This window comes from Vibrio sp. B1ASS3 (assembly GCF_905175355.1).
Taxonomy (GTDB): Bacteria; Pseudomonadota; Gammaproteobacteria; order Enterobacterales; family Vibrionaceae; genus Vibrio; species Vibrio owensii.
Map to the genome: position 1 here is coordinate 49,779 of NZ_HG992743.1, position 26,264 is coordinate 76,042.

At 45.0% G+C, this 26,264-nt stretch carries 19 protein-coding genes and 7 pseudogenes; 14 read left to right on the top strand and 12 right to left on the bottom strand.

The annotated features are described in order from the left end of the window. Window positions 1-283: 283 nt before the first annotated feature. Together KJB05_RS18590 and KJB05_RS18595 are read left to right on the top strand one after the other, a co-directional pair. A complete protein-coding gene (locus tag KJB05_RS18590; RefSeq protein ID WP_208446504.1) occupies window positions 284-1,309 on the top strand; it encodes an HlyD family secretion protein in 1,026 nt (341 codons plus the stop codon). Continuing rightward, window positions 1,306-2,793, top strand: coding sequence for an MDR family MFS transporter (locus KJB05_RS18595; RefSeq protein WP_208446503.1), 1,488 nt, complete (start codon window positions 1,306-1,308; stop codon window positions 2,791-2,793). Before KJB05_RS18590 ends, KJB05_RS18595 begins: the two co-directional genes overlap by 4 nt. A gap of 60 nt (window positions 2,794-2,853) precedes the next feature. Here KJB05_RS18595 and KJB05_RS28965 read toward each other — a convergent pair. Continuing rightward, window positions 2,854-3,346 (bottom strand): annotated as a pseudogene (locus tag KJB05_RS28965) (transposase); the annotation flags it as partial. A 108-nt stretch (window positions 3,347-3,454) separates the two neighbouring features. On the opposite strand from KJB05_RS28965, the pseudogene KJB05_RS18605 reads away from it, so the two are divergent. Further along, window positions 3,455-4,661 (top strand): annotated as a pseudogene (locus KJB05_RS18605) (IS4-like element ISVsa5 family transposase). A 12-nt stretch (window positions 4,662-4,673) separates the two neighbouring features. Here the strand turns inward: KJB05_RS18605 and KJB05_RS18610 are convergent. Next, window positions 4,674-5,378 (bottom strand): annotated as a pseudogene (locus KJB05_RS18610) (ISL3 family transposase); the annotation flags it as partial. Window positions 5,379-5,556: 178 nt separating this feature from the next. Here KJB05_RS18610 and KJB05_RS18615 point away from each other — a divergent pair. The 3 genes and pseudogenes from KJB05_RS18615 to KJB05_RS18630 form a co-directional block, all read left to right on the top strand. Further along, a pseudogene (locus KJB05_RS18615) lies at window positions 5,557-5,960 on the top strand (transposase); the annotation flags it as partial. Between the two features lie 469 nt (window positions 5,961-6,429). Continuing rightward, window positions 6,430-7,348, top strand: a pseudogene (locus KJB05_RS18625) (IS5 family transposase). Between the two features lie 172 nt (window positions 7,349-7,520). After that, complete coding sequence (locus KJB05_RS18630; RefSeq protein WP_208446038.1) at window positions 7,521-8,903, top strand: hypothetical protein; 1,383 nt, start codon at window positions 7,521-7,523, stop codon at window positions 8,901-8,903. A gap of 309 nt (window positions 8,904-9,212) precedes the next feature. Here KJB05_RS18630 and KJB05_RS18635 read toward each other — a convergent pair whose 3' ends face one another. Next, entirely contained in the window at window positions 9,213-9,458 is a 246-nt protein-coding gene (locus tag KJB05_RS18635; RefSeq protein WP_208446037.1) for a Rho-binding antiterminator, read from the bottom strand. Between the two features lie 157 nt (window positions 9,459-9,615). On the opposite strand from KJB05_RS18635, the pseudogene KJB05_RS18640 reads away from it, so the two are divergent. From KJB05_RS18640 to KJB05_RS18655, 4 genes and pseudogenes are all read left to right on the top strand, one after another. Continuing rightward, window positions 9,616-10,748 (top strand): annotated as a pseudogene (locus tag KJB05_RS18640) (MBL fold metallo-hydrolase). 456 nt (window positions 10,749-11,204) lie between these two features. Next, complete coding sequence (locus KJB05_RS18645; protein WP_032802841.1) at window positions 11,205-11,972, top strand: transcriptional regulator; 768 nt, start codon at window positions 11,205-11,207, stop codon at window positions 11,970-11,972. A gap of 260 nt (window positions 11,973-12,232) precedes the next feature. Next, window positions 12,233-14,938 (top strand): alpha-glucosidase, encoded by a 2,706-nt coding sequence (gene ygjK, locus KJB05_RS18650; RefSeq protein ID WP_208446036.1) that lies wholly within the window; start codon window positions 12,233-12,235, stop codon window positions 14,936-14,938. A 520-nt stretch (window positions 14,939-15,458) separates the two neighbouring features. Further along, window positions 15,459-16,178, top strand: a pseudogene (locus KJB05_RS18655) (GTPase). A gap of 38 nt (window positions 16,179-16,216) precedes the next feature. On the opposite strand, the gene KJB05_RS18660 reads toward KJB05_RS18655, so the two are convergent. The 3 genes from KJB05_RS18660 to KJB05_RS18670 all read right to left on the bottom strand — a co-directional run bounded on the left by KJB05_RS18660 (window position 16,217) and on the right by KJB05_RS18670 (window position 17,653). Then, window positions 16,217-16,468, bottom strand: a complete 252-nt coding sequence (locus KJB05_RS18660; RefSeq protein ID WP_005428362.1) for a TIGR03643 family protein — start codon at window positions 16,466-16,468, stop codon at window positions 16,217-16,219. A 129-nt stretch (window positions 16,469-16,597) separates the two neighbouring features. Then, window positions 16,598-17,017 carry a VOC family protein gene (locus tag KJB05_RS18665; protein ID WP_005428272.1) on the bottom strand — a complete coding sequence of 140 codons (420 nt, stop codon included), beginning with the start codon at window positions 17,015-17,017 and terminating at the stop codon, window positions 16,598-16,600. 39 nt (window positions 17,018-17,056) lie between these two features. Beyond that, on the bottom strand, window positions 17,057-17,653 hold the full coding sequence (locus KJB05_RS18670; protein ID WP_208446035.1) for a LysE/ArgO family amino acid transporter: 597 nt from the start codon (window positions 17,651-17,653) through the stop codon (window positions 17,057-17,059). 198 nt (window positions 17,654-17,851) lie between these two features. Between KJB05_RS18670 and KJB05_RS18675 the strand changes: the two genes are divergently transcribed. From KJB05_RS18675 to KJB05_RS18685, 3 genes are all read left to right on the top strand, one after another. Beyond that, window positions 17,852-18,208 (top strand): hypothetical protein, encoded by a 357-nt coding sequence (locus KJB05_RS18675; protein WP_199481719.1) that lies wholly within the window; start codon window positions 17,852-17,854, stop codon window positions 18,206-18,208. A 128-nt stretch (window positions 18,209-18,336) separates the two neighbouring features. Next, window positions 18,337-18,801, top strand: a complete 465-nt coding sequence (locus KJB05_RS18680) for an ecotin family protein (RefSeq protein ID WP_208446034.1) — start codon at window positions 18,337-18,339, stop codon at window positions 18,799-18,801. Beyond that, window positions 18,798-19,106 (top strand): MliC family protein, encoded by a 309-nt coding sequence (locus KJB05_RS18685; RefSeq protein ID WP_039974345.1) that lies wholly within the window; start codon window positions 18,798-18,800, stop codon window positions 19,104-19,106. The genes KJB05_RS18680 and KJB05_RS18685 overlap by 4 nt, the downstream gene beginning before the upstream one ends. A 650-nt stretch (window positions 19,107-19,756) precedes the next feature. Here KJB05_RS18685 and KJB05_RS18690 read toward each other — a convergent pair. Beyond that, window positions 19,757-20,248, bottom strand: a complete 492-nt coding sequence (locus KJB05_RS18690) for a VOC family protein (protein ID WP_005428296.1) — start codon at window positions 20,246-20,248, stop codon at window positions 19,757-19,759. A 363-nt stretch (window positions 20,249-20,611) separates the two neighbouring features. Here KJB05_RS18690 and KJB05_RS18695 point away from each other — a divergent pair, with 363 nt between their 5' ends. Next, window positions 20,612-21,058, top strand: coding sequence for a hypothetical protein (locus KJB05_RS18695; protein WP_033005077.1), 447 nt, complete (start codon window positions 20,612-20,614; stop codon window positions 21,056-21,058). Between the two features lie 35 nt (window positions 21,059-21,093). Here KJB05_RS18695 and KJB05_RS18700 read toward each other — a convergent pair whose 3' ends face one another. The 5 genes from KJB05_RS18700 to KJB05_RS18720 form a co-directional block, all read right to left on the bottom strand. Further along, on the bottom strand, window positions 21,094-22,032 hold the full coding sequence (locus tag KJB05_RS18700) for a LysR family transcriptional regulator (protein WP_208446033.1): 939 nt from the start codon (window positions 22,030-22,032) through the stop codon (window positions 21,094-21,096). A 94-nt stretch (window positions 22,033-22,126) separates the two neighbouring features. Next, window positions 22,127-23,377 (bottom strand): hypothetical protein, encoded by a 1,251-nt coding sequence (locus KJB05_RS18705; protein WP_208446032.1) that lies wholly within the window; start codon window positions 23,375-23,377, stop codon window positions 22,127-22,129. Between the two features lie 61 nt (window positions 23,378-23,438). Further along, on the bottom strand, window positions 23,439-24,167 hold the full coding sequence (locus tag KJB05_RS18710) for a class I SAM-dependent methyltransferase (RefSeq protein WP_208446031.1): 729 nt from the start codon (window positions 24,165-24,167) through the stop codon (window positions 23,439-23,441). Between the two features lie 165 nt (window positions 24,168-24,332). Then, a complete protein-coding gene (locus tag KJB05_RS18715; RefSeq protein ID WP_208446030.1) occupies window positions 24,333-25,541 on the bottom strand; it encodes a NupC/NupG family nucleoside CNT transporter in 1,209 nt (402 codons plus the stop codon). 313 nt (window positions 25,542-25,854) lie between these two features. Then, window positions 25,855-26,172, bottom strand: a complete 318-nt coding sequence (locus tag KJB05_RS18720; RefSeq protein WP_208446029.1) for a DUF4144 family protein — start codon at window positions 26,170-26,172, stop codon at window positions 25,855-25,857. Window positions 26,173-26,264 lie beyond the last annotated feature (92 nt).

The following is a 26,264-nucleotide window of genomic DNA, read 5'->3' on the forward strand; positions in this document are numbered from 1 at the left end:
AATACATTAGCGCAAACCAACTCCGTTATTACTAAATTGTAGTTGCAATAACGGGGCGGACCATACATTTTCTGTCTGGAATATTCGCCAATGTGATTGTCTAAGTCGCGGAATGATTAGCGTCTTCTATACTTTATGCACGATTAGAGTGTGAATGTCTTTGCGCATCATTTGAACAAATTATCAACGCTCAAAATCGGATCTTAACCTTTCAGATCATCTTGTTGTTCGAAAGCGGAAAAATCCTACACTGATCACATAATTGAACACTTGGACAATATAAATGAGCGACGATATCGCGAAGAAATCCTCTTCGAAATCTAAACTGACCAAAATCCTTTTCCTTCTCGTTTGTGCTATCGGCTTCGGTGCGATGTACTGGTCTTGGCAATATTCCGACAGTCACCCGAGCACGGAAGATTCTTATGTAAGAGCCAAAATCCTGTCTGTCGCTCCTCAGGTTCAAGGCCAAGTGATCTCAGTAGAAGCCAAAGATTTCCAAGTGGTGAACAAAGGCGACCTGCTATTAAAGATTGATTCTCGTCCTTATCTGCTAGCAGTCAAACAAGCCAAAGCGGCTTATCAATTGGCGGTTCAACAACACGATGTGGCCGACAAGCAAGTTACTGAAGCGGTGGCGGGATTGGATGCGGCGCGTTCTAACCTGACCGAAGCGCAGTTGGAGTACAAACGTACTAACTCGCTAGTGAAACGCAAATTAGCGTCTGATCAAGATTTGGATACTGCGAAAAACAAACTCGCTAACGCTCAAGCAAGCTTAGAACAAGCACGTGCAACGGTAGAAAAAGCAATTGCAAACCGTGGTGAAGAAGGCGCAGAAGCAGCGGTTGTTCAACAAGCGGCAGCGCAACTTGCACAAGCTGAATTGAACCTTAGTTACACCGACATCACTTCTCCTGTCGATGGTATCGCGGGTGAAATCAACACACATACTGGTTCCGTTGTCGGCATTGGCCAAACTCTGTTCCCTGTGATTGTGAAAGACAGCTACTGGGTACGCGCAAACTTTAAAGAAACTGACCTAACACATATCAAAGCAGGCATGCACGCTGAAGTCGTGATCGACATGTACCCAGACGTAGTGTGGGATGCGAAAGTGGAAGAACTGTCGCCTGCAAGTGGTACTTCTTTCTCTTTGATGCCACCAGAAAATGCAACCGGTAACTGGGTGAAAATTAAACAACGTTTCCCTGTGCGTTTGACACTTGAAGTGCCTGAAGGCGCGCCACAATTACGTGTGGGTGCAAGTTCTGAAGTGACAGTTGATCTGAAAAGTAACGCACAATGAGTAATGAGATTACGGCCGACAAACGGGGAATAGCCACCGTCGCCGTGATGCTTTCGGCCATCATGGTGCTGATAGACATGACCGTTGCTAACGTGTCGCTTTCACACATGATGGGCGCGTTGGGCGCAACGGCAGACCAAATCACTTGGGTGCTAACTGGCTACAGCATGGCTGAGGCGATCTTTATTCCGATGACCAGTTTCTGGGTATCGAGATTTGGTGAGCGTAAAGTCATGCTGGTGGCAGTAATCGGCTTTGTGATTGCCAGTGCTTTCTGCGGGCAAGCGGGCTCACTCGAAGAGATGGTGGTGTTCCGTATTATCCAAGGTGCGTTTGGTGCCTCGGTTATTCCACTGGCGCAATCTACATTGGTTCAGATTTACCCTTCCGAGCAAAAAGGCAAGGCGATGGCGATTTTCTCCATCGGTATCTTGCTTGGTCCGATTTTAGGCCCGGTAGTGGGCGGTGTGATTACTGACAACATCAACTGGCGTTGGATCTTCTACGTCAACTTGCCATTTGGCTTGGTGTGTACTGCACTGATTTATCGCTACATCCACATCAGCAACAAATCCAAACCGAACTTTGACTGGTGGATCATTGGTTATATGGCCCTCGGGGTCGGTGCGTTGCAGTTTGTGCTCGACAAAGGTAACGACGAAGACTGGTTCAACTCCCGCATTATCCAAACTGCAGTGCTGCTTGCGATCATGGGCTTAATCATGTGGATCTACCGCAGTTGGAAGACCAAGAGCCCCATTGCGCCTCTGTGGCTCCTCAAAGACAAAAACCTCATGGTCTCGTCCTTAATGATGGCGGTAGTGTCGATGGCCATGTTCGGCTTGACCACTCAACAACCAATGTTGCTCGAAAGCTTATTGAACTATCCAGTGTCCACCACGGGTATGTTAATGGCACCGCGGGGGCTGGCGTCTGCCTGTATGCTGATATTGGTGATTGTGATTAACCCACAATTCGATCCAAGGTTGAAGATTGTCTTTGGCCTAACCTGTATCGGTATTGGTAGTTACCTCATGACCTTGTACTCCATGGAAATCGATACCTTCTGGATCGTGATGCCAAGCATGATTCAGGGTATGGGCTTAGGTTTGACCTTCTCGACCTTATCGACACTGGCGTACATGACATTGCCAAAAGAGCAGTCAGTGGCTGGGGCGAGTATTTTTAACCTGTTCCGCACCATTGGTAGTTCGTTTGGTATCTCGATTGCGACTACATACCAATACCGCGATAGCCAACAGCAATGGCACGCTTTGGGAGAAGGCTTTAACCCTTACAACCCAGTGCTGCATGACTGGGCTGCGAAACAGGGGTTATCGATTACTGATCCTGTGGCATTGGAGCAATACCAGAACATGCTCCATCAGCAATCGCAAATGGTGGCCTTTGTGCACACCTTCCAGTTGGTCGGGGTGATGTTCGTTATCATGATGCCGATGCTGATATTTATCCGCTCAAGGTAAACCTCTAAAGCCAAACAAAAGCGCCCTTAACACAGCCAGTTAAGGGCGCTTTTTTGTGGTTCATCGCGGCTTTCCGGGGAAAGCCGCTTTTATCTTTAAGAAGAAGTAATCAGTATCTCGATAACCATATCCCATCCGCTTGATTAACTTTATCTTGTTATTTATCCCTTCAAGCGTACAGGTATTCAGCGGGTAGCTTGCCGAAGCAGTAATCCCATGAAGATATGGGCGGAGCTTTCGAGCAAACTCTTTTAGCGGCTTAATTCCACTCTCATTCACTTGCCCCAACCATACATAAGTTTTTAGCCTGAAGTTCAGACTCGCAACGCCATAGCTCTTTTAATTGCGCACCCAGTAAGTAGGTCGTCATCAAGTCCTGATTCATATTCAGTATTTCAGTGAGGTAGCTTTCCTGTTGTGTATTTAAATTATCCTTATTTTTCAATAACACCCAGCGCGAGCGCTTGACCCATTGCCTTGCTTTTTTATCTTGTTTTAGCTTATTGGCTTGGTCCACCCTGACTCTATCCATCACTTCACGACCGAACTTAGCACTGATGAATCCCCTAATGATTTTTATCAAAATCATTAAGTTAAGGTAGATACACATCTTGTCATATGATCAAATGGTTTCGCCAAAAATCAATAATCAGACAACAAAATGTGCGAACTCGATATTTTACACGACTCTCTTTACCAATTCTGCCCCGAATTACACTTAAAACGACTCAACAGCTTAACGTTGGCTTGCCACGCCTTACTTGACTGTAAAACTCTCACTCTTACCGAACTTGGCCGTAACCTGCCAACCAAAGCGAGAACAAAACATAACATCAAACGAATCGACCGATTGTTAGGTAATCGTCACCTCCACAAAGAGCGACTCGCTGTATACCGTTGGCATGCTAGCTTTATCTGTTCGGGCAATACGATGCCCATTGTACTTGTTGACTGGTCTGATATCCGTGAGCAAAAACGGCTTATGGTATTGCGAGCTTCAGTCGCACTACACGGTCGTTCTGTTACTCTTTATGAGAAAGCGTTCCCGCTTTCAGAGCAATGTTCAAAGAAAGCTCATGACCAATTTCTAGCCGACCTTGCGAGCATTCTACCGAGTAACACCACACCGCTCATTGTCAGTGATGCTGGCTTTAAAGTGCCATGGTATAAATCCGTTGAGAAGCTGGGTTGGTACTGGTTAAGTCGAGTAAGAGGAAAAGTACAATATGCAGACCTAGGAGCGGAAAACTGGAAACCTATCAGCAACTTACATGATATGTCATCTAGTCACTCAGACTTTAGGCTATAAGAGGCTGACTAAAAGCAATCCAATCTCATGCCAAATTCTATTGTATAAATCTCGCTCTAAAGGCCGAAAAAATCAGCGCTCGACACGGACTCATTGTCACCACCCGTCACCTAAAATCTACTCAGCGTCGGCAAAGGAGCCATGGATTCTAGCAACTAACTTACCTGTTGAAATTCGAACACCCAAACAACTTGTTAATATCTATTCGAAGCGAATGCAGATTGAAGAAACCTTCCGAGACTTGAAAAGTCCTGCCTACGGACTAGGCCTACGCCATAGCCGAACGAGCAGCTCAGAGCGTTTTGATATCATGCTGCTAATCGCCCTGATGCTTCAACTAACATGTTGGCTTGCGGGCGTTCATGCTCAGAAACAAGGTTGGGACAAGCACTTCCAGGCTAACACAGTCAGAAATCGAAACGTACTCTCAACAGTTCGCTTAGGCATGGAAGTTTTGCGGCATTCTGGCTACACAATAACAAGGGAAGACTCACTCGTGGCTGCAACCCTGCTTACTCAAAATCTATTCACACATGGTTACGTTTTGGGGAAATTATGAGGGGATCTCTCAGAACTTAGCAACAACGTGGAACAAGTCGTAAACGATACGGGCATTTGGGCAATGCGCTTGGACTTCAAGGTCAAAAGCCGTATTCATATCCATTGCTACTGCTTCGATATTTTTGCCATGCTCACCTAGCTGTTCAAAGAACGGGCGAATGTCCTTGCGGCTACGACCTAGTCCTATCCAGATAACCTGATGACTTTTCGCATCTGCAATGACCGTCGCATAGCGGTGTCCTTTAAAAATGGCGAACTCGTCCATGACGAGTTGCCTTAATTCACCCCATTCAACTTGCGGTACTACTTGTTGAAGCCGACGCTTATCTATCTCTTTGATTGTGTGCCAATGAACGCCTGTCACTTGGGCTATATGCTTAATAGGTAGCAGAGGTAACAACTGTTCTATATAGCTTCGTAGGCGGTTAGTGATACGAGCATAAGGCTCTAACCAAGATAGTTGTTCTGTTTTAATGCCGCAGTGGCTGCACTTGATGCGTCGGGTTTGAACGGACAGTTCAACGGGAGCTCCTAGCAGTGTGGCTTCCTTCACGTTACGCCACTGATACTCATGTATGGCTTGAGCTTTAAGCCCGCACGGACACCTAGCGATAGAGTTAGGTTTGAGAGTGAGCTTTATTAATGATGGAGTCTGATGAGACTTTACTATATGAAAGCCTTCCCAGAATGAAGATAGGAAAGTATGATTCGACATGAAAACGGTAGTTTGTGTAGGTTTTGTTTGGCGATAAAACTCTATCACTTACTGCCGTTTTTGTTTTCAGTTCCCGCTTATCCGCGATGAACCTTTTTTGTGGCATTGTTGCTTAAATCTATGTAACTAAATCAAGAAGTTACGATCTGATCGGCTACATCGATTAATCGTCGTAGACTTCGCCGATTTAGCGACTTAGCCAACTACTACCGCACTGATGGTGAAACGAATATTTTCAATGCCGTTGAGAGGTCTGTAAGGTTTTCTAGACTCCGTATTTAAGCTGGCTAACATTCCGCTCATCCCGCGACGAGAAGGTGCAGCCTCTGGGAGCAAGTACACCATCGAAATTTAATAGTAGGTTGTCAGAAGTTCCACGGCTCCCCCAAAAAGTGGAAAAAGCGATATGGCTATCATAAGCGCTCACTATCGGAGACAGCAATGTATCGGGTGAAACAGTTGTTAGGTGGGAAATTAAGCCTAAGAAATTACAATGCTCAGGTTGGCGAGAGTTACGCTATGATCAAAGCGCAGAACAAGCTTACAGGGCTTGGTATGCCTGAAACTCAGTATGTTGTTTAAGAACTGATTAATATGGGGCTACCATGTCTTTTCTCCGAATTTAGCAACAAAGCCCATGCGTGTATCAAAATCCCCAAATTAATGACTTGTTATTTAAATAAGTTAAACGAAGAAGAGGCGTAAAATAAACGATCTTTTCTTATATCCAAAAGTGAAATAAATAAGGCTGAATCATCATCGAAACTCGATAAGGAACGCTTCGACCTTTTCCTGAGAGTATGAAAGAGCTCCTTGGAAGATTGAAAAGTTGCGAGCCTCATACTTCGCGCAGCAATTAGGTTCGCCATATCCGATCTCAGACAAATATATTCGCAATGCAATTAATGAATGCTAGGCGATAAATATCAAAAGTGGTATTAATACTAACGCCGTTTTCTGCATGTTGTTTTTGGCTTTGTTGCTTAAATCGATGGAACTAAATCTAGAAGCTACGATCTGATCGGCTACACCCATCAATCGTCGTAGCCTCATGCCTAAACCTCGTTACAAAACAACTAACTGGAAGCAGTACAACAAAGCCTTAATCAACCGTGGTTCTCTGACCTTTTGGATTGATGAGGAAACGATAGCTGAGTGGAAACAAAACAAACAAGGCAAGCGTGGTAGACCTCGCCGGTTCAGCGACTTAGCCATTACTACTGCACTGATGGTGAAACGCATTTTCTCTATGCCATTGAGAGCGCTACAAGGTTTTCTAGACTCTGTATTTAAGCTAGCTAATATCCCGCTAGTTTGTCCACACTACACCTGTATAAGCCGTCGAGCCAAGGAAGTTGAGATTTCATTTAAAACTAAAACCAGAGGTGCGATACAACACGGCAATTGATGCCACTGGCCTCAAAGTTTATGGCGAAGGTGAATGGAAGGCTAAGAAGCATGGTACTGATGGGAAGCGCAGAGTATGGCGTAAGTTGCATATCGCAGTAGATACGAGCACCCACGAGATAATCGCAGCAGAGCTGAGTTTATCGAACGTAACCGATGCCGAAGTGCTCCCCAACTTACTCAAGCAGACACGTCGTAAAATCATCGAGATATCAGGTGATGGTGCTTATGACACAAGGAGTTGTCACGATGCTATACGAATCAAGGGAGCAGTTCCGCTCATTCCGCCACGAGAAGGGGCAGCCTTCTGGGAGCAAGGACACCCTCGAAATTTAGCAGTAGGTTGCCAGAAGCTCTACGGTTCCAACGAGAAGTGGAAAAAGCGGTATGGCTATCATAAGCGCTCACTATCAGAGACAACAATGCATCGGGTGAAACAGTTGTTAGGTGGAAAATTAAGCTTAAGAAACTACAACGCTCAGGTTGGCGAAACTTATGCCATGATCAAAGCGCTGAACAAGCTAACAGGGCTTGGTATGCCTGAAACTCAGTATGTTGTTTAAGAAGCGTTCAACATGGGACTGCCATGTCTTCTCACCGAATTAAGCAACAAAGCCGTTGTTTTTATTTTTTTTTTTAAATGCTATTCTTTCTTATCTTTGAATTCGTGTATTTTTTCTCGTGAGTTCGTGTGTTTATATTATTTTGTATAATGTTTTTATAGGAATGCTAATAATGAAAAAAAATAAATTTGTGCTAGCTCTTGGTTTGATGACTGCGTCGTCTTACAGCGCTGGTGCGTTGGCTCAGCAAGATGAAGGATGGATAAATCAAGGCCATTCATATTCGTTCTCTAACCGTGTTGAAATGCCATATACGGCGGCAGCAACAGATTCTGCTATGGCTACAATCCATCAGAGTAGTAGTGGTGAGTTTCGATCAATTACTGTCTCTGGTAAGAGTGACTTTCCTCGAGTTAATGATGATTATTTACTAGTAAATGGGACGTATCAACCTGATCGTATTTATTCTAATAAGTCTTCTTTTATTATCTATGATTCAGCTAAAAAGATCGCTGGTTTTTGGAATGAAAAAAATCGTTCTGTTACTCCAATTATGCTCAATTCCATTGACAATATTTTTCCCGGAGTAGAAAGTATTATTCTAATGTCTGGTAATAAACTGACAGAGTTTAATACAGAAACGAAGACTGTTATGGATAGCTTTAGTGTAACTAAACCGATTAGAAAAATTTATCACAATGGCTCTGTAGGGGCTAATGCTTGGGTGATTCTATTTGATGATGGTAAAGTTAAGATCTGGGGCGACGAGTCTTTTGGTGGTAAACCAAGTGATGAATTGCTTGCTAAGCTTGATAAAGTATCAATAAAAGATATTCATGTTACGGAAAAGTCATTTATTGCAAGAACTGACGAAGATAAAATTGTAGCGTGGGGCGGTGATGAAGCAGCAAATGTGCCATCAACGGCACAGACAATGATTGGTACATTTCCAGTATTAGATATCCAAGCAAATAAGTCAGCAGTTGCTGTTTCTACTTCGTTTGGTGTGTTTGCATGGGGTAGTTCTGAGTGTGGAGGAGACTCTGCTTTAGAGGGAACATTGATGCAGTATGGCAATTATAAACTTGATGCAACAGATTGTTCCTTTATTGCGAGTAACAACTCTACTGGCCATACGTTTGTTTGGGGGAATATTAATCAAGAAGAGTCATTTGACTTAAACGGCAGTAACTTTGATATTTATGCTGCAGCTGATAGCTATTTAATTCGAAGCCTTGAGGGGACGCCTCTTGGTTCTATCAATGATGAAATTCCTGCACCGATATCTAGTTCGATGTATGCTTCTGCTAACGAAACTATTGGAGTCTTTGGTGACAGCTTTGTTATGGTTGAAAATAACGGAGTTAATCGTTATTCAGCATGGAAAGATGGCGAAGCAATTTTAACTAACCTGCTCATTACAAATCCAGCAGGAGGTGGTATTTCTTTTGATAATTATTACTTGGCAACAGATGGACGCTCTGATGTTTCTTATATAGCGGTATATGATGCAGCGACAGACGCTGAAGGTGTGATGAAGAGTATTAACAATTAATATCTAATGGTTATCTGAATTCGTACCAATGTTGATTATTAGCATTGGTACGTCAGCATTCATATTTATAATAGATGCTTAAACTCTAAAATAAAACTTGGGCAATTATTGAGGTAAAAGTCGAGCTGATTGGGGGGAGCACACTCAGATAGTCATTATAGTGTCTACCCATATCTTTTATTACCTGTAAATGCAGGTGAGGAGCCCAACCACCGTTTGGTATCTCGATTGCGACTACGTACCCATACCGCGACAGCCAACAGCAATGTCACTTTTTAGTATCTGACGTTTATATCGGTTTTCGAGCAATTAACCGAAGGTCACTTCACTTAAATGCGGGTTGTCTTTGAGTGCTCTCATCGCAATCAATTGTTCGGTTGGGAACGAAATGTGCTCGCCATCGATATCCAAAAATAAGCACTCTTGTCGTTCAATATCGTAGCCTGTATCAAACGCGCTGCCTTGATGTTTCTCACCGTTTTTGAGGGTGATCTCCACGGGCAGATTAAACATACAGGCGATTTCAATAAAATCGTATTGGCTGCAGGTCACCATAACTTTTCTCCTTCTCTCTTCCTTATCAAGACCGATAAAGGACAGAAATACTTCTCTGAAACCTAATCTTCATCTTACGCCCTATTTTGGTCATGAAAAAGACATACAAGCAGGCTTAACTAAAACCATAGTTTAGTGAACAAGACGTAGATAGGACATGTCTGAAACGACACTTAAAAACACGTACTTGGCTCGTGAGCGCGCAACGCAATCACTGATTACTCCTCACACTTACTACGCGCAGTTGGCGCATCGCATTAACCACTCACCTCAATTTGAACATGGGCGCGTCAAAGACAAGATGCCAAACGTGCCAAGCCCTCAGTCTTTTTGGCAAGTGTGTTGGGCCTACATGGGCGGACGTTCGCCGCTCAGTCCCGATAATCAGTTGCCTTATTCATTGATAGAGCCGACGCGGTTTAAACAGCGACAACAAGCGATGCGAGTCACTTGGCTCGGGCATTCCACTTTGTGATTGAGACCGATGGCGTGCGCATCCTGACTGACCCTGTATTCGACTACGCGTCGCCGTTGATTGCTAAGGCATGGTTTGAGCGCAATATCCCCAATACAGCCGTACGTGATAGCTTGCCGATTCCGGATGTTATCGTGATCTCTCATGATCATTACGATCACCTCGAAGCTTCGACCATACGTTACTATTCTGATAAATCCGTAACATTTTACGTGCCACTCGGTGTCGGTAAGCATCTGATTCGTTGGGGCGTTAAACCTGATAACGTGGTGGAATTTGATTGGTGGGAGAGTGTTTATTACGCCAACGTTGAGCTGATTTGCACGCCAGCTAATCACAACTCAGGGCGCACTTATCTGGATAAGAATTCGACCTTATGGGCATCTTGGGTGGTTAAAGGGCAGCAAGAGACCCTCTATTTCAGCGGTGACAGTGCATACGATAGTCACTTTGCACAAATCGCTCAGCGTTGCGGCCCGATTGATATCGCTTGTTTGGAAGTCGCGGCAGATGTGAAAGGCAACCAAGGTTATCCGGTTGAGAACTGGGGACACATGCAAGCGCATCACACCGTACTAGCATTCAAAGATCTGCAAGCGAAGAAGTTGCTACCTGTGCACTGGGCAACGTATGAGCTGTTTACGCACAAATGGGATGAGCCCATTGAGGACTTGATTGAACATTGCCAAGCTGATCACATTGAGCTGATAACCCCGATGGCGGGAGAGAGTTTTTACGTGGCAAAAGAATATAAAAATAAGCCTTGGTGGCAAGCCAATAAATTATGTGAGCAAGCTAGAAAAATACGGGTATAATATGACGGCGCTTCAATAATACCTCGGTTAATTTAACCAACTTTCTTGCTCCTTATAACAAGATTTTTACTGGTCATCGAATCGATAAATTACCAGTGAGTCACTATTTTTCTGTGATCCCTCACGATAATAAATCTCTGAGTACAACTTTTTGATACTTCTCACCTAATAAAATAACCTTCCGAGAGAAAACTTTTACTAAAAATCTTTGTGAACTTAATTTTACGCATCAAAACAATTATACTCATCGCCATACTGATAAGGCTTAAAATAGCTGGTCAAAGTGTGAACGTAATGAGTAAAACTTGATCAGTTAACAACAAGTAAAAGTCTCATCATTGAAACCGATTTAATTGATAAAGAGTGCTGGAAATAATTGGAACCAGCATCACAAGAGTAGGATTCTCTTGAATATATCATCAGGGATGCTGAAGAAATTAAAACAGGCATTGTTAGATGAATAATTCTGCAACGTATTTACTTGCTGCTTTACGAGAAAAAATTAAAGAGAAAGGGATTTGTTATTCCGATCTCTCTGCTGGAATGGGGATTCCTCTATCAACCATTAAGAGACAGTTACACAATACGTCTTTAGGGTTGGACAAAATACTCTCGTATGCCACTCATTTAGATACTGATTTAGTCGAATTGTCTATGCGTGGTAAACAGCTGCAACAAGAAAACGAGCAATTTATCACCGACATTAACAGTGAAATATTTCACCAGTATCCGTACCTGTTTGATTTCTTGTACTTATTACGTCGTAAGGAATGGTCTCCGCAAGATATTGCGAGTAAATACCAATTGACCCATACCTCGATAACCCTTTATTTCCGCGCATTGGAAATGATGGATTACATCGAGCTAAAAGGTGATGACCAATACCGCTTTAAAGACCAAGGTCGCTTTATTTTCGAAGAAGGCTCCAAGCTCGATACTTTGTTTGCTAAGCGCTTTCGAGATGAAGTGTTTAGCCATGATGTGCGACCACCGATTTGCATGGGACGCATTGCTATCACTGAAGAGCAGGAAGAGAAACTGGCGAATGAGGTGTACAACAAACTGATAGAGTTTGATGTGCAAAACAAGAGCGGAGAAGGCAGTAAGCGACTCCGAAACGTCTTGATGACTTACACGCCGGGCAATCAGATATTCCTTTCGGATACGATTCCGAATATTGACGGTGAATTATTAAAAGCCATCTCGATGGCGAATGAAAAATAGTGACTATTTAATCACAAAATAAAGAATTTATATTAAGTGGGTGTGTTTGATAATGAATGTATCAAAGACCCACTATTATCCAAAATTAATGACCTGTTATTTAAATAGGTCAAACGAAGAAGAGACAAATTAACCGAACTCTTCTCAAATCCAAAAGTGAAATAAATAAGGCTGAATCTTCATCATCGAAACTCGGCAGGGCACGTCTCGACCTTTTTTCGCCTGATCAGGACCAAAAGCCAATAAATGAGGGATATAACATGCACTTTAAGACTTCTTTATGTGCGATTGCTGTCGGGGTTGCTCTAACACTTAGCGGATGCAACAGTAGTGATAATGACTCTAATGTGGAAGCGCCACTGAAAGCGGCTGAATTCCACAACACCATTGACCGTGCAGGTGTGCCAGTGGCACTGCGTGATCTTCATGGTGGTCACCTTCGCTACATTCCTATGTTCGATAACGGTTCTTGGCATGGTCACACGCTAGACACTCAAGGTGGCGAAATCACCCTAGGTGGTACCGCGTTGCTAACGGAAGAATACGTGTCATTCATGGCTGCTCGTTTCGACCGTCTAACACTGATGGTTGACGGTGAAGCGATGCCGCTTGAGCTAACAGACGCTTACTCGCAACCAGGCGCACTGATTCAAGAGTACACAGGCGATAACGGCATCACTGCCGAACTTGAAATGCGCTTCGTGACCGACCGTACGTCTCTTGTTAAAACCACCATCAAGAACCCGAACAAGCTGGTTCTTCAAGGCGAATGGGACGGCGAGTTGATGCAAGATTACCGCGCTGACGATGGTGAGCTATACAAAAACAGCGACAGCACAGTGCGCAGTGTTGAAGATGCATACCCTACTTACTCACGTGAAATCGCGGCGACAGAAAACGGCGTAGAAGTGTCTTTTGGCGCGGTTCGCGACTCTTGGTCTCTGCTGACTTCAGGCGACTCTAAGTTTGAAGTAACACGCTCTATCAAACCAGAAACGTCGACCATCGATGATGATAAGAAAGGCTTTGTCCAAACCGCAGAGCTAGGTAATGGCGAAGAAATCACGCTATACACGGCTTACACGCACGTGCAAAACACAGAAGAGCAGGCATCTGAGTTTGCGAAGTTAGATGACGTGATGGCCGATCCAAAAGGCTACATGCATGATTCAGCAATGCGTTGGGAAGAATACCTAGAAAATGGTCTAACCAACAATGCTGCTTCAAAAGAACATGAATTCGTAGCAGTAAAAGCGATGGAAACACTGAGCGCAAACTGGCGTGGTGCTGCAGGTGCCATTGACCACGACACAGTAACACCATCGGTAACTGCACCTTACTTCTCTGGCAACATGACTTGGCCGTGGGATACATGGAAACAAGCGTACGCAATGGCTCACTTCAACCCAGATGTGGCGATGGAAAACATTCGTACTGTATTCCAATACCAAGTTCAGTCTGACGATCCTGTTCGCCCATGGGACGAAGGTTACTTGCTTGACGTGGTGACTTACAACTTGCCGGCAGAACGTTGGGAAGGTATGTCTGCGGAATACAAAAAAGTGTTCCCACTGGCGACAGACGGTTTGAACTGGAACGAACGCAACACCAAACCATCTCTAGCTGCATGGGCAGTATGGGAAGTATACACCGCACTGAAAGACGAGCATAACCGTCCGGAAGAAGCGAAGCAGTGGCTAGAAGAGATGTATCCGAAGCTGGTGGCATTCCACGATTGGTGGCTACGTGCTCGTGATACAAACAAAAACGGCATCCCTGAATACGGTGCAGCAAAAGACCCAATTCATACTGTGTTCGCAGACGATTTGAACCCAAACAAAGATGGCGAATTGCCTTGGGGTGACGATGCAACATTGGATGACATGAAGTTCCAATACAAAGACGAAGCAAATGGCGACAAGTGGATCAAAGAGACTGGCGTCGAGAAATACAACCAGTTGCTAACGTCCGGTGATTACACCGCGATGAGTATCCCAGCGAAAGTAGCTGCGGGTTGGGAATCTGGTCGTGACAACGCGGGTGTATTTGGCTTTATCGACACTATCGACAACCTACAAGGTATGTCTGAACTACCGACACAAGACGAAGCTAAAGTGATCGACCAAATGGGTCGCTACGCACACGATACCAACGGATTCGACAACACCTACGACATGGTCATGGGTGAAGACGGCTCAGTGGTGACTTACCGTGATGATTCGACAGAGAACATGGACAAACTGGCTCTAGCGAAGAAAGACTGGGAAGTGAAGTTCAACGAGAACACCAACGACGCGAACAAGTTGTCTGGCTACTCGTTGATGCAAGAATCGGTAGACCAAGCGTCTTACTGGTACTCAGATAACCTGTTCTTATCGCAAATCGCAGAAGTATTGGGCAAAGCAGATAAAGCGGCTGAGTTTAAAGAGAAAGCGGAAGACACCAAAGAGTACATCAATCGCTGTATGTTCGATGAATCAACCGGTTTCTACTACGACATCGAAGTGGTGTCTGGTGGCTTGAGCAACCAATGTGCAGGTCCAATGTTGGTGAAACGCGGCATGGGTCCAGAAGGTTGGTCTCCACTATTCAACAACGCGGCAACGCAAGAGCACGCGGATAAAGTAGTGAAGAACATGCTTGATACCAGCAAGTTTAACTCACCAATGATCCCACTTGGCACGGCGTCGATGGATAACCCGGCTTACGGCCCTGACATTTACTGGCGTGGTCGTGTGTGGCTCGATCAGTTCTACTTCGGTGTACGTGGTATGGACAACTACGGTTACGGTGTGGAAGCACGTCAGATGGTGGATAAGCTATTCAAGAACGCACAAGGCTTAACAGAAACGACGCCAATTCAGGAAAACTACAACCCTGAAACGGGTGCAGTGCAGGGCGCAAACAACTTCTCTTGGAGTGCTGCGCACCTTTACATGTTGTACAACGGCTTTGTGGGCAAGTAAGGCTCATTCGTCACTAACAACGAGAAGATTTGGGCGTTGCAGATGACCCCCCTAGCATCTGCAACCGCTTCATCCTCTTCAAATTAGGCTCAATAAGATCAAACCGGACGGTGATCTCCGTCCGGTTTTTATAGAGTTAAAACACTACTTTTCGGCACTTTTCTAAAACTTGTAGGCGAGAAAAATCGCGCTACAAAGCCACTTTCTCTTAAAAACCAATAGTTAACCACCCCGCATTTCGTTCTGTCTATTTTCGATACATAACATTTATAAAATGATCGTTTAACTGTTTTGTAACAAAATATATGCTTCATAAATCAATGAGGTCATTAATATTCATTCGAAAGCATTAAGAGTTGTCCTAACCTCGCCGCTGGCCAGCCGCTCCGAGCCGAAATCATTCCCAAACTCTACTCTTCCGCCTGAATCTACCTCATTCTAAGGAGCGTATTGATAAATACCTCACTTTCTTAGTAGTCAGCATGACGTGTTGCGATGCAGCGCCATCAAGGAAGGTGACATGAACTGTTTACAGACCAGCCTTTATAACTTGCTAGAAGACAATAACTTTGTGCCCTCTAAAGAGTACAAATCCTCCATTGCAAGCTACCTACATTCCGATTCCTCACTTACACCTCAAGCGATGGGTAAGCTCACCGGAGAAATATTCCAGAGCAAACAAACCATGGCGTATTACTTGCTGCACAATGCCATCAACGAAGAAGAGGGCGCAGAGTGACTCAAAATGATTGCCAATCGTTATGCGCAAGGGGAAATGAAGCAGCAAATCATGCATCACTGCCAAAACGACAGAAACCACTCGGCCATGTACGCCAGTTTGATACCATTAACGGGTTACCAAACTGAGGTATATCAAGAAGAAAAGTCGAGTGATTTCAGCAATGTGAGCAACTTTTACGACGACATCAAAATCCACCTTTTCCGAGCTCACTCCGTCGAACTTCGTTCTTGGTGTTTATTGGTTTCTCAACTGAGTTTTATCGACCAATCGGATATTCCGTATTTGAAAGAGATGCGACCGACCATTCAGCAGATTTTAGATGATGAGGTGAAGCAAGTTTCTTACACGGCGCAACACGTCAGCCAGTGGTTGGAAGAAGATCCGTCATTGTGCCAAGCGTTCACGCAATGCATGAACCACACTTACCGAGAAACGTGGGACTACCTCGCCTCTATGGCGGAATTCATGCGAGACAGTGCGCCTTACTTTATGGTCTAGGCACAGAACACTTGAGTTTCAAGGCTTGGCCGAGAGGCTCAACGTTGTTTGTACTGCGTTGGACAATAGCCTCTGTTTACGTCTGGTGAGCGCAGTTTTAAGTGCTTGGTGTTGCGTCCAGATACACGTTGTCGCCAAAGCTTGAAACTGCGGGGTTTGAGGTGGCGACGCATCAGGCTGATAACGCCATTTTCGTTCAGGCCGAACTGATGCTCAATGGCTTCAAACGGGGTTCGGTCTTCCCATGCCATTTCTATGATTCTGGATAGTGCGTCGTCGCTGAGGGTCATGGTGTGTTCCTAATCAAAGTTGCCTATTTAAGCTTAGGAACACACATACGTAATCTACGCCGAAACGGTTTAATTGGAAGCCGCTTTTAACCGATAAAATGAGGAAATAAAGTTAGGAATAGCAACGAGTTATTTCTGTGGTTTAAGCTCGACCACATTGCCTTCTGGATCTTCTAAATACACAGAGCGACCGAAGCCCTGAGCACCATATCGTTCGGCAAACTCTTCAACGTGGACGTTATGTTGATGGAGATATTCAAGCAACTCAGACTCTTCAAAAGGCGCAATTTGCAGGCAGAAATGGTCGAGGTTGCGGCCATCTTGGCTTGGCGATTTACCGCCTAACTTGCCGAGTTCACTTTCAACCGTCACCAAATCAATGATGGCTGTGCCAGCACGTAACTGCGTCAGCCCTAAGTCGGGCAACTCCCGCTCGATAGGACATCCCAATAAATCTCGATAGAAACGGAGCATCGCATCGAGATTATCCGTTCTCAATACCACATGGTCGAGGGCTTTGATTTCAATGGGGTTGCGCTGGTTTGCCATGACGTGTTCCTTTTTCGAGCATTGAGAAAAGTATACGCACTAAACCAGCAAGCTGATCGCCATCGCCAGCATGACAACGCCAATAATGAACTCAAGAACCTGCCAAGAGCGAGCATGCTTAAAGATGGGGATCAATAACTTAGCGCCATAGCCAAGGCTGAAAAAGAATACGAAGGAAGCCGATACCGCACCCACGGCAAACTGCCATTTGTGTGGTTCATATTGAGTAGAAATTGATCCTAAAAGCACGACGGTATCAAGGTAAACATGCGGGTTTAACCAAGTGAATGCCAAGCAGATCAGAGCGGTTTGCCATGCACTTTTGGAGGCATCACCTTCAGGATTCATCACGTGTTTTTGCGTCAATGCCGAGCGTAAACTGCTGAGACCATACCAAGTTAGGAACGCAGCACCAGCGTAACGCGCGATGGTTTCAATCAAGGGAAATTGCTTCACCAAGTAGCCAAAGCCCGCTACTCCAAGGGAAATCAAAATCGCATCGGACAGTGCACAAATAAAGCACACCAGAAACACATGATGCTGTTTGATGCCTTGTTTCAGCACAAAGGCGTTTTGCGCTCCGATAGCAAGAATCAGTGATATGCCAAGCGTAAAGCCAGCAAGGTAGGTGGTCATTCTCTCTTCCTTGAACATCGACCAAATATGGCTTCAAACCATAACCTTGTCATTGGTTTTGGGCAAGTGGCGCCGTATTCCGTCGTAAATGTTCTCTACAGAGATTCTCATTGTTGATTCGAGAGTCAATTGACAGATCGGAGGGGGTCAACAATACCTAAATGGTGACAACCACTATGGATTCTGTTTGGAGGCTACATGAATAAACTGGCAAAACTTGCTTTAACCTTTACCTCACTTGCTGCGGTCCCTGCATTGAGCTATGCAGAAGTCATCGAGATAGCGACGTTTACGCTTAAAGATGGCGTCAGCTATGAAGATTTTGCACCCATAGATAAAGCGGTCGAGATAGAACATGTCTCTAAGCAAGCTGGATTTATCTCAAGAGAGTCTGCCAAAGGCCAAAATGGCGAGTGGCTGGTGGTTGTGCATTGGAACACCATCGAAGATGCGGACGCCTCTATGAATTCGTTCATGAGTGCAGAAGCCGCGAGTGGTTTTATGGAGAAAATCGACGCCTCAACCATGAGTATGAAACGTTACTCCAAAGAGTAACCCTTTGGTAAAATGGCCATGTTGTGCACTCTTAATTGTGAGAGTAGACCTCAATTTAAACCGTACTTTCACAATAACTCGATGTTAGTTATTACAATGGCAGCATCCATTTGAAAAAGGAAAAAACAATGAAAGCAGTTTGGTTGATGGCGGGTGCAGTAGCACTAGGTGGTTGTTCTACGACGATGAATACAGCGAGTGACGCTTCTCGTCCGTCGGCAGAGATGTTTCCAGAAATGGATAACATGACTAAGCACGTTTTCTACGTTGAACCAGTAAGTAATGAAGCCGACAAGCGAGTAGAGCTTGTGGTAGGCAAAATGATGGAAACAGACTGCAACCGCGTTTCTCTGGGCGGCAGTGTGAGCGAGCATTCGCTAGAAGGTTGGGGTTACACTTACTACCAAGTTGACGCTTCTCCAGCAGGCGGCATCTCTACATTAATGGCTTGTCCTGAAGACATGGAGAAGGTAGAAACTTTCGTTCAAATGCCAACACGCGACCTTTACCGTTACAACAGCAAGCTTCCTGTTGTGGTTTACGCGCCAGCAGATTTGGACGTGAACATTCGCGTTTGGGCACCTGAAGAATGATTGCTAAGCAGGCAAAAATCGCACTGACATTAGGTGGTTTGCTTGCGCTTGGTGGCTGTGCCTCTACCGCGCCAGAGTATCAATACCAGTGTGACGACGGCCATCAGTTTGCAGCTAGCTTTGATCAGGAAAAAGCGCTGATCACCGTTGATGACGGGAGAGAGATTGAACTCAAACAAGTTCGCTCTGCCTCTGGCGCAAAATATATGTCTGATGACCAAATGCTCGTCTTGCACACCAAAGGTGACGAAGCGATTTTGATCGTCAACGAGATATCCCAAAGTGCATGTCGCGTGACGAAGTAATCGTGAAATTCAAAAGGCTTGGTTGATACCAAGCCTTTTTTGTATGCGCAGTCAAAAGAGGGTTCCGGTTTTATTGAGCTAGTTTGTCGTTCTGTGTTAACAACCCCCTCCAACTCCCCCTTGTATTGATGTGGTTTGCTCGGCATTGAAGTTTCGTTTCTAAGGGGGAGGGTTTTCTCTGGAGTGGCGTGTTCAATCACTCCAATTTGTCTCGTCATTCCGAGGAGCCTAGGCGACATCAGGAATCTCGTTTTAACGCACTCGGACAGTTCCTCCCCTTTGCTCTCGATGTATTTTGATCGCCGAAGCTGAGACCAAGGGGAGGTTAGGTGGGGTTGCTGCTTTGGACTAACAAGAGTCGAGTACATATTTTTTCTAACAGTGATCAGAGATTCCCGACTCGCTCCTTCGTCGCTCTCGAGAATGACAAGTCTTTAGTGCTGCACCTTAAAGTCGTCATTCCGAGGAGCCCAGGCGACATCAGGAATCTTGCTTTAACACGCTCCGACAGTTCCTCCCCTTTGCTCTCGATGTATTGTGATCGCCGGAGCTTAGACCAAGGGGAGGTTAGGAGGGTTGTTTCATTAAAACTAACCAAAACAAAAAAGGGTTGGCACTAGGCCAACCCTTTCTGGTTCTTAAGCATTCAATTATTCGTAATCAGACGCGTAAGTTTCTTCGTAAGTGTGTGAGTAAAGCTCGAATAGGTTACCAAACGGGTCTTCCATGTAGATCATTTGAGCTTGTTTGCTGTCGTCTTCTGGGTGGTAGCGCATGATGTCCATGCGAGCTTTACCGCCAAACTCTTCAATACGTTTGATAGTTTGTGGGAACTGCTCTTTCGCTACTTGTAGACAGAAGTGGAAGATGCCTAGGCGAGAGAAGTCTACCTCGTGGCGCTCTTGACGCTCTTTCATTTCAAACAGCTCAACGCCGATGCCGTCAGATGTTACTAGGTGAGCGATGTTGAAGCCTTTGAAGCCTTCACCGAATACAGCGATACACATACGACCGATTGCCGATTCGCGCTCTTCGATAACTTTTGTGTTGTTCATTACGATGCGAAGACCAAGCGCTTTAGTGTAGAACTCTACTGCTTTGTCCATATCGCCAACCATGATGCCTACGTGATTCATTTTCATAATTCTGCTCCAAAAAACTGTGATGTTTAATTCGTGTTTCGTTTCGATGGAGGTGATTATATGGAGAAATTTTGATTACATTAAATTATCAATAATTTTTAAGATAATAATTTTTTGTTATCAAGTAATGGAGAGAAGGGTAAACAAGCGTATCCTGCATGCTTATCAAATAGTTATCTTATAAATTTCTTTGTGTTTTGAGCTGTTTTATATCGATCGTGAATGGTTTGGTGAGGTAAACTTCTGGCCGAAGTTGCTGCTAGTCATCTGTTTTTATTGATATTAACTAGTTGTGTTTGAACGTTGGTAGTTAGGGTTTTAGGCGAGCCTTTAATCTGAGCTCACATAAAAAGGAATAATAATTTGTACATTTGGAAAACATCAAAGCTGTCTGAGGAACTAAAAGACAACAAAGTGCCAGACAGTGATTGGATTAAATACGCTTTAATATTCTTAATCTTTTATACGGTGACACCGTACTTGATGTTCTTGGCGCCGTATGTAAGCAATGAAGTTATGATAACCGAGGCTATTGGTATCTTAGTCGTGTCAATTTTGGGTGTAGTTGTCACGTATAGAACGAATAATAGAGATGGTAAAACCTACATTCTTCGCTCTATCGCTTTATCTATCCCTTTGTCGTTTAGATTTGTCGCTTTATCTGTGCTTGTTGGGATGGCTATCGTCTCTTTCGACTTTGGCGCTCAGCATTATTTTATTGTTGAATTACTTTCGACATTCTCTGTTATCGCTTTGCAAGCACTCTACTTTTGGCGTTTGAATGTTCATTTAAAGTACATCAACTCATAGCTTTGTACTTTCTACTTTGGTTACAGGCTTTGTGATTAGGCATAAGACTGACTGACGATGAGCTCTCTCAGCCATTTATGGCTTGGGTCATTGTCGAGTTGCTTGTTCCAAAGTAGAAAGAACCCACCTGGTTCCATTTTTATTGGGAGCGGTTTGATCACAATGTCCGATTTACCTTCGAACTCGCGGATGCTTTTGTAAGGGTAAGTCAGTATCAAGTCGCTCTTCTCACACAGTTTTACAGCGCTGGAAATGTCGGACATATTGACGGCGTTGTCGATGCGCAGGCGTTGCGTGTCGAGCACCTCATGTAATAGCCAGCTAGACACACCGCCAGTGATGACTTGGATATGGCGGTACTTCAGGAACGCGTCGAGATTCCATTCTTCCTCTAAGGCTGGGTGTTCTTTTCTCAAGATACACGCCGAGGTGTCACGCATCAGTTCCGCGTAATTTAGAGTGTCAGGGATGGTATCGACATGGGTTTTAGAACGATCATCAAACTCAAAGATGCCCACACCAAAATCTATCTCTCTTCTCTGTAATCGAGTAATGCTGCTGTTACTCCAATCTGCACTTTTGATGGTTATCTTTGGCGCACTAGACAACGCTTGAGGCAGAAAACGTGGGTAAATCGTGGAGTAGGCGGTTTCGATAAGATCGATACTGAAAACGCGAGTCGAGTGTTCTGGGTCAAACTCTTCTGGTTCACGAAGCTGATCAATTTGCATCAGGATTTGTTGTAGCTTGCTTTCTAATGCCAGCGCTTTCGGAGTCGGCAACAAACCTTTGGATTCTCGCTCGAATAGGGGATCATCAAACTCTTGGCGCAATTTAGTAAGCTGTTTACTGACGGCCGATTGAGATAAGAATAGTTTCTCTGCGGTTCTGCTCACGCTACGTTCTTGCAGTAAGACGTACAGACAAATCAGCAGGTTCATATCATTTTTGATTAAGTGGGATAGATTTATCATGATATTCCTATCATTCAACTTACAAATTGAAGGGTATGAATAGAAACTATATCACTTAATTGAATTGAGCCAGAAATACTGACTCGTTGCCCACTTAAACAATCAAACTGTTGAGGTATCGGCTAAGCTCTGCCCGAATCTCTAGCTCTGCTTCTGACAGGTATTTGGGTGCGTGTGCATCAACCTCGGCAATGTTTTGCTCGCGAACTTGATGGGTATCACCGATGGCGTCAAATACGCTGCGCAGCAAGTTCATGGAGTGTGACATCAAAGCTTCGCTCTCTTGTTGTGAGAGTAAAGGCTCGGCGTCAAAACCAAGCGCGCAGAGAATGTCGTTAAAGTGCATCGCATAACCTGAGCCAGAGACATCAAATGTGGTGCTCTTGATGCCATTGGGGCTTCTCTCCCACAGATACGGCGGATGCTTGAGTGTGCCAAAGCCAATTGCGATGACGCGGTCTGTGTAGTGCAGTTCCAACCTTCTGTCCCAGATATCACCAGCTTTTCCTGCCTCAATCACTACTTCAATATTGCCCTTTGGCGACGTGAGTTCACCTTCGACATAGAGATGGGTTTCAGCGCCTTGTGTGTACTCCAATTTCGATTCGTTGATACGTTCGGCACGGACGTATTTTAGTTCAACCTGTGAGTCCTCTAAGCCGAATTTATGCAGGTAGCGAACCAGGCCTGCAATTGCGTGGATGCCCATATCAAAGCCATAACCTCCGCCGCCGCTGGTGGCTAAGTTAAGTAGCTTTCTCGCGTTTAGTAACGCAATTCGGTTTTCAAAAAGGAAGTCTTGGATTGTTTCATGACTGTCGATGGGGTTGTCGGCTGCAATCTCGATAATCTTGCGCGGGGCAGAATCAGGGAGTGCAATAGATGAATCAGCAAAGAGTGCTTCCAACGAAGGAGAAACCAAAGCGGTATCAATAAAGTAAAATTGCGCTCCGCGCCGTTTAAGCTCTGGGATGACTTGGTTAAAGGCTTTGTCGATTTCAGCCAAGGAGAAGGATGGTTTCTCAACTACAAACAGAAGGTCTTGAGTCTCGAGTGCGTTACTCACTTGTTCAATGATGGAGAGATGTGTGCCAACCGGTGTTAAAACGAAGGCGGCAGCAACATCAGTGTGTGAGTGAGCCTGTAAAAACGCATCAAGATCGGCGTAGCGAGCGGAGTAAGGGAATTGGAACTGCGATGTACAGGACTTAGGATGTTGAACTGCAGGGTCGATGGCGACGACATCAAAGCGAGAACTTAAGGTATGCAGAAGGTTCTTATACAAACCCACCACAGACGATTTAGCGTTCCCCAATCCACCAAATACCAATACGACCTTGTTCATAAGCGCCTTCATCACTCGCACATTTGTCGTGACAGACTAGCAAATTTTATCGGCATACTAGCTACTTTTTACCAATCAATAGCCCCACATTTTGTTTTCGTAAATGCAACGCTTTGGCTTTGAGGTTGCTTAAGTTGCCAAAGGCATAAAAGGGAACGTGCAATACGGTTCTAAAGCCCGCTTCAATGATCATATCGTGCCAAGTCGTGCGACTATGAAAGCAGACCCCAACGCCCGCAGTGTTCGCTCCGAGTCGTTGAGTTATCGGAGCAAGCAGTTTGGATGAGGTCGATTGATAAATCAGTGAACTAGGTAAATTGTTGACTAAGAGCCCTTCGTAGAAGTTTTCAAATACGACAACTAAGCCGCCTGGAGTTAAATGTCGGTAGGCACAATGCAGAGCCTCTTGTTGTACTTGCTTGGTGGACTGATAGGTGTCGGTAACAAAGTGATGTAAAACCCAGTTGAACTGGACAATATCAAAACTGCTTTCAAGCGCAGCATCTTGGAAAAGGTGGCAAACCAGATGTTTGTTTGGGTTGGGACGATTTTTGGTGATGAGTGACGCTTCTGGTTCGATAAGCGTGACTTGAGCCTTGGGATAATGATTCAAAATCTTGTCGGCATACATTCCATTCCCGCCACCAACATCGAGTAGGTGAAAAGGCTGCTGTGTAGGGTAGAGCATGTTGAGTTGCTTGGTTAGCACTTCAAACATGTCTTTGTCGATGTATTCCGTGTCAAAGGAGGTGGTTTGCTGCGTATCCAGTTGGCGAACTTTGTCTTGCATGTCACTTTCCTCAAAGCCAAAAAATTGAGTTAGCAAGAATCACTCCGCTGTTTTTAGTGATTATGAGTCTCAAAATGAGAAAGTTTGTAAGTTCAGGTGCTTACGTTTTTGGCTCAACAAAAAAAGCCCACGCGATGGTGGGCTTCAATTGGAATGAGAGGGTGATTACAGGGAGATAAACAAGCCTGCCAGCGCTGCACTCATCATGTTGGCAAGGGTCGCAGCAATCACGGCACGGAAGCCAAGTTTTGCCACTTCTTGGCGTCGCTCTGGTGCCATTGCGTTAATTGAACCCAACTGAATCGCGATAGAGCCGATGTTAGCAAAACCACACAGTGCGAAAGTGATGATGATTTGGCTATGTGCTGAAAGGGTTTCTTTCACGTTGACGAAGTCAAGGAAGGCCACGAACTCATTCAGAATCGTCTTCTGACCGATCAGCGAACCTGCAGTTAGGATTTCGTTCATCGGGATGCCAGCAAAAAACGCCAGTGGAGCGAACAGGTAGCCAAAGATCAATTGCAGCGTTACGTCTTCGTAGCCAAACCAGTTGCCCACGGTTTCAAAGCCTGCGTTGACCATCGCGATGACGCTGACAAAAGCAATCAGCATGGTACCCACTGCAACTGCTACTTTCACGCCGTTCATCGCACCAGAAGCTAAGGCATCAACGATGTTGGAATCTTCGCTTTTCTCTAGCTGAATCGCGCCTTGATGCGCTGATACTTCACGTTCTGGCACTAAGATTTTCGCCATCAACAAGCCACCCGGCGCCGCCATAAAGCTCGCTGCGATGAGGTATTTCAGCTCAATACCCAGTGCTGCGTATCCGCCTAGTACGGAACCTGCCACAGACGCCATACCGCCAACCATTACTGCGAACAGTTCAGAGCGAGTCATGTTGGCCAAGAACGGACGGACCACCAAAGAGGCTTCACACATGGATAGGAAGATGTTGCTGGTTGCAGCAAGAGATTCGACTTGAGAAGTACCTAATAGGCGATGGATAGCACCACCGATGACTTTGATAAGAGCTTGCATCACGCCCAAGTAGTAGAGCATTGAGATGATAGCAGAGAGGAAAATGATAAGAGGGAGTACGCGAATTGCGAAGATGAAATTGCCCGTTGCGAGTTCGCCAAAAACAAACCCGATGCCTTCGTCTGCGAATGAGAGGAGCCCGGATACGCCGTTGCTGATGGAGCCTAACATGGATTGCCCGAGAGGGAAGTAGAGCACCAGTGCCGCAAAACCGGCTTGAAGAGAGAATGCGCCGATTACGGTGCGCCAGTTGATGTCGCGACGACTATCAGAAAGTGCGTAAGCACACGCCAACAAGGCCAATACGCCGGCCAAGCTGAAGATGATTTGCATTATGTTACCTTGCTATGTATCTGTATTTGAGCGAGCCGTGAAAAAGACGCACGCGTGCATAGGCAACATTGCGAGAGTGCAAAATGTTGTCTTTACCCGAAGTCGAATTCAAAGCCCGTAAACGCTAACAGTTACGCTGGGCCCTGTTCCTTGGGGCAAGTTTCCATTTTGCAGCCGATTGAAAGCTGGTTCGGTTCCATTTCATCGTGAAAGGAGAACCTATCTAACCGGGCGCGGAGTATACGCACGGTTTTCGGTGCTGACAATGGTTATTGAGGGGATTTTTCGTTGTACAAAAGCAAGGGCGCAATTGTTAATCAGCTAAGGCCTCAATCGCTTGTTGTACGGAAGTAAAATGGATTTTGATGATGCAGCGCTGTGCTTGAGCAAACTCGTGTTTTTGAATCAGCGCTGTCACTTGCTGCACGTTTAATGTTTGTGGCAATAGACCCAATTCCACTGTGTTATGGCTACCCGTTTTTAATGCAAAGCAGTAACCTTGTGTATCAATCACAATATCATCCTGACCCCAAATCAAGGCTTGGCATTCGGCGTTTAACTGCTCTGGCGAAGCCAAATACACCAGTTCGTCGTCGCCATCGAGTTTGAGTAAACAAGGCCATGTGATCATTGCGTTACCTTAATATTGGAGTGGGTCATTTTAAATCGTCTACACGCTAAATAAGCGATGTAAGGCAAGTACGATACACAAAGCCGAAAGAG

What these genes read in the sequence shown, in the direction of transcription:
- KJB05_RS18590 (WP_208446504.1), top strand. Translation starts at nt 284, where the DNA reads ATGAGCGACGATATCGCGAAGAAATCCTCTTCGAAATCTAAACTGACC.
- KJB05_RS18595 (WP_208446503.1), top strand. Translation starts at nt 1,306, where the DNA reads ATGAGTAATGAGATTACGGCCGACAAACGGGGAATAGCCACCGTCGCC.
- KJB05_RS18630 (WP_208446038.1), top strand. Translation starts at nt 7,521, where the DNA reads ATGAAAAAAAATAAATTTGTGCTAGCTCTTGGTTTGATGACTGCGTCG.
- KJB05_RS18635 (WP_208446037.1), bottom strand. Translation starts at nt 9,458, where the DNA reads ATGGTGACCTGCAGCCAATACGATTTTATTGAAATCGCCTGTATGTTT.
- KJB05_RS18645 (WP_032802841.1), top strand. Translation starts at nt 11,205, where the DNA reads ATGAATAATTCTGCAACGTATTTACTTGCTGCTTTACGAGAAAAAATT.
- ygjK (WP_208446036.1), top strand. Translation starts at nt 12,233, where the DNA reads ATGCACTTTAAGACTTCTTTATGTGCGATTGCTGTCGGGGTTGCTCTA.
- KJB05_RS18660 (WP_005428362.1), bottom strand. Translation starts at nt 16,468, where the DNA reads ATGACCCTCAGCGACGACGCACTATCCAGAATCATAGAAATGGCATGG.
- KJB05_RS18665 (WP_005428272.1), bottom strand. Translation starts at nt 17,017, where the DNA reads ATGGCAAACCAGCGCAACCCCATTGAAATCAAAGCCCTCGACCATGTG.
- KJB05_RS18670 (WP_208446035.1), bottom strand. Translation starts at nt 17,653, where the DNA reads ATGACCACCTACCTTGCTGGCTTTACGCTTGGCATATCACTGATTCTT.
- KJB05_RS18675 (WP_199481719.1), top strand. Translation starts at nt 17,852, where the DNA reads ATGAATAAACTGGCAAAACTTGCTTTAACCTTTACCTCACTTGCTGCG.
- KJB05_RS18680 (WP_208446034.1), top strand. Translation starts at nt 18,337, where the DNA reads ATGAAAGCAGTTTGGTTGATGGCGGGTGCAGTAGCACTAGGTGGTTGT.
- KJB05_RS18685 (WP_039974345.1), top strand. Translation starts at nt 18,798, where the DNA reads ATGATTGCTAAGCAGGCAAAAATCGCACTGACATTAGGTGGTTTGCTT.
- KJB05_RS18690 (WP_005428296.1), bottom strand. Translation starts at nt 20,248, where the DNA reads ATGAAAATGAATCACGTAGGCATCATGGTTGGCGATATGGACAAAGCA.
- KJB05_RS18700 (WP_208446033.1), bottom strand. Translation starts at nt 22,032, where the DNA reads ATGATAAATCTATCCCACTTAATCAAAAATGATATGAACCTGCTGATT.
- KJB05_RS18705 (WP_208446032.1), bottom strand. Translation starts at nt 23,377, where the DNA reads ATGAACAAGGTCGTATTGGTATTTGGTGGATTGGGGAACGCTAAATCG.
- KJB05_RS18710 (WP_208446031.1), bottom strand. Translation starts at nt 24,167, where the DNA reads ATGCAAGACAAAGTTCGCCAACTGGATACGCAGCAAACCACCTCCTTT.
- KJB05_RS18715 (WP_208446030.1), bottom strand. Translation starts at nt 25,541, where the DNA reads ATGCAAATCATCTTCAGCTTGGCCGGCGTATTGGCCTTGTTGGCGTGT.
- KJB05_RS18720 (WP_208446029.1), bottom strand. Translation starts at nt 26,172, where the DNA reads ATGATCACATGGCCTTGTTTACTCAAACTCGATGGCGACGACGAACTG.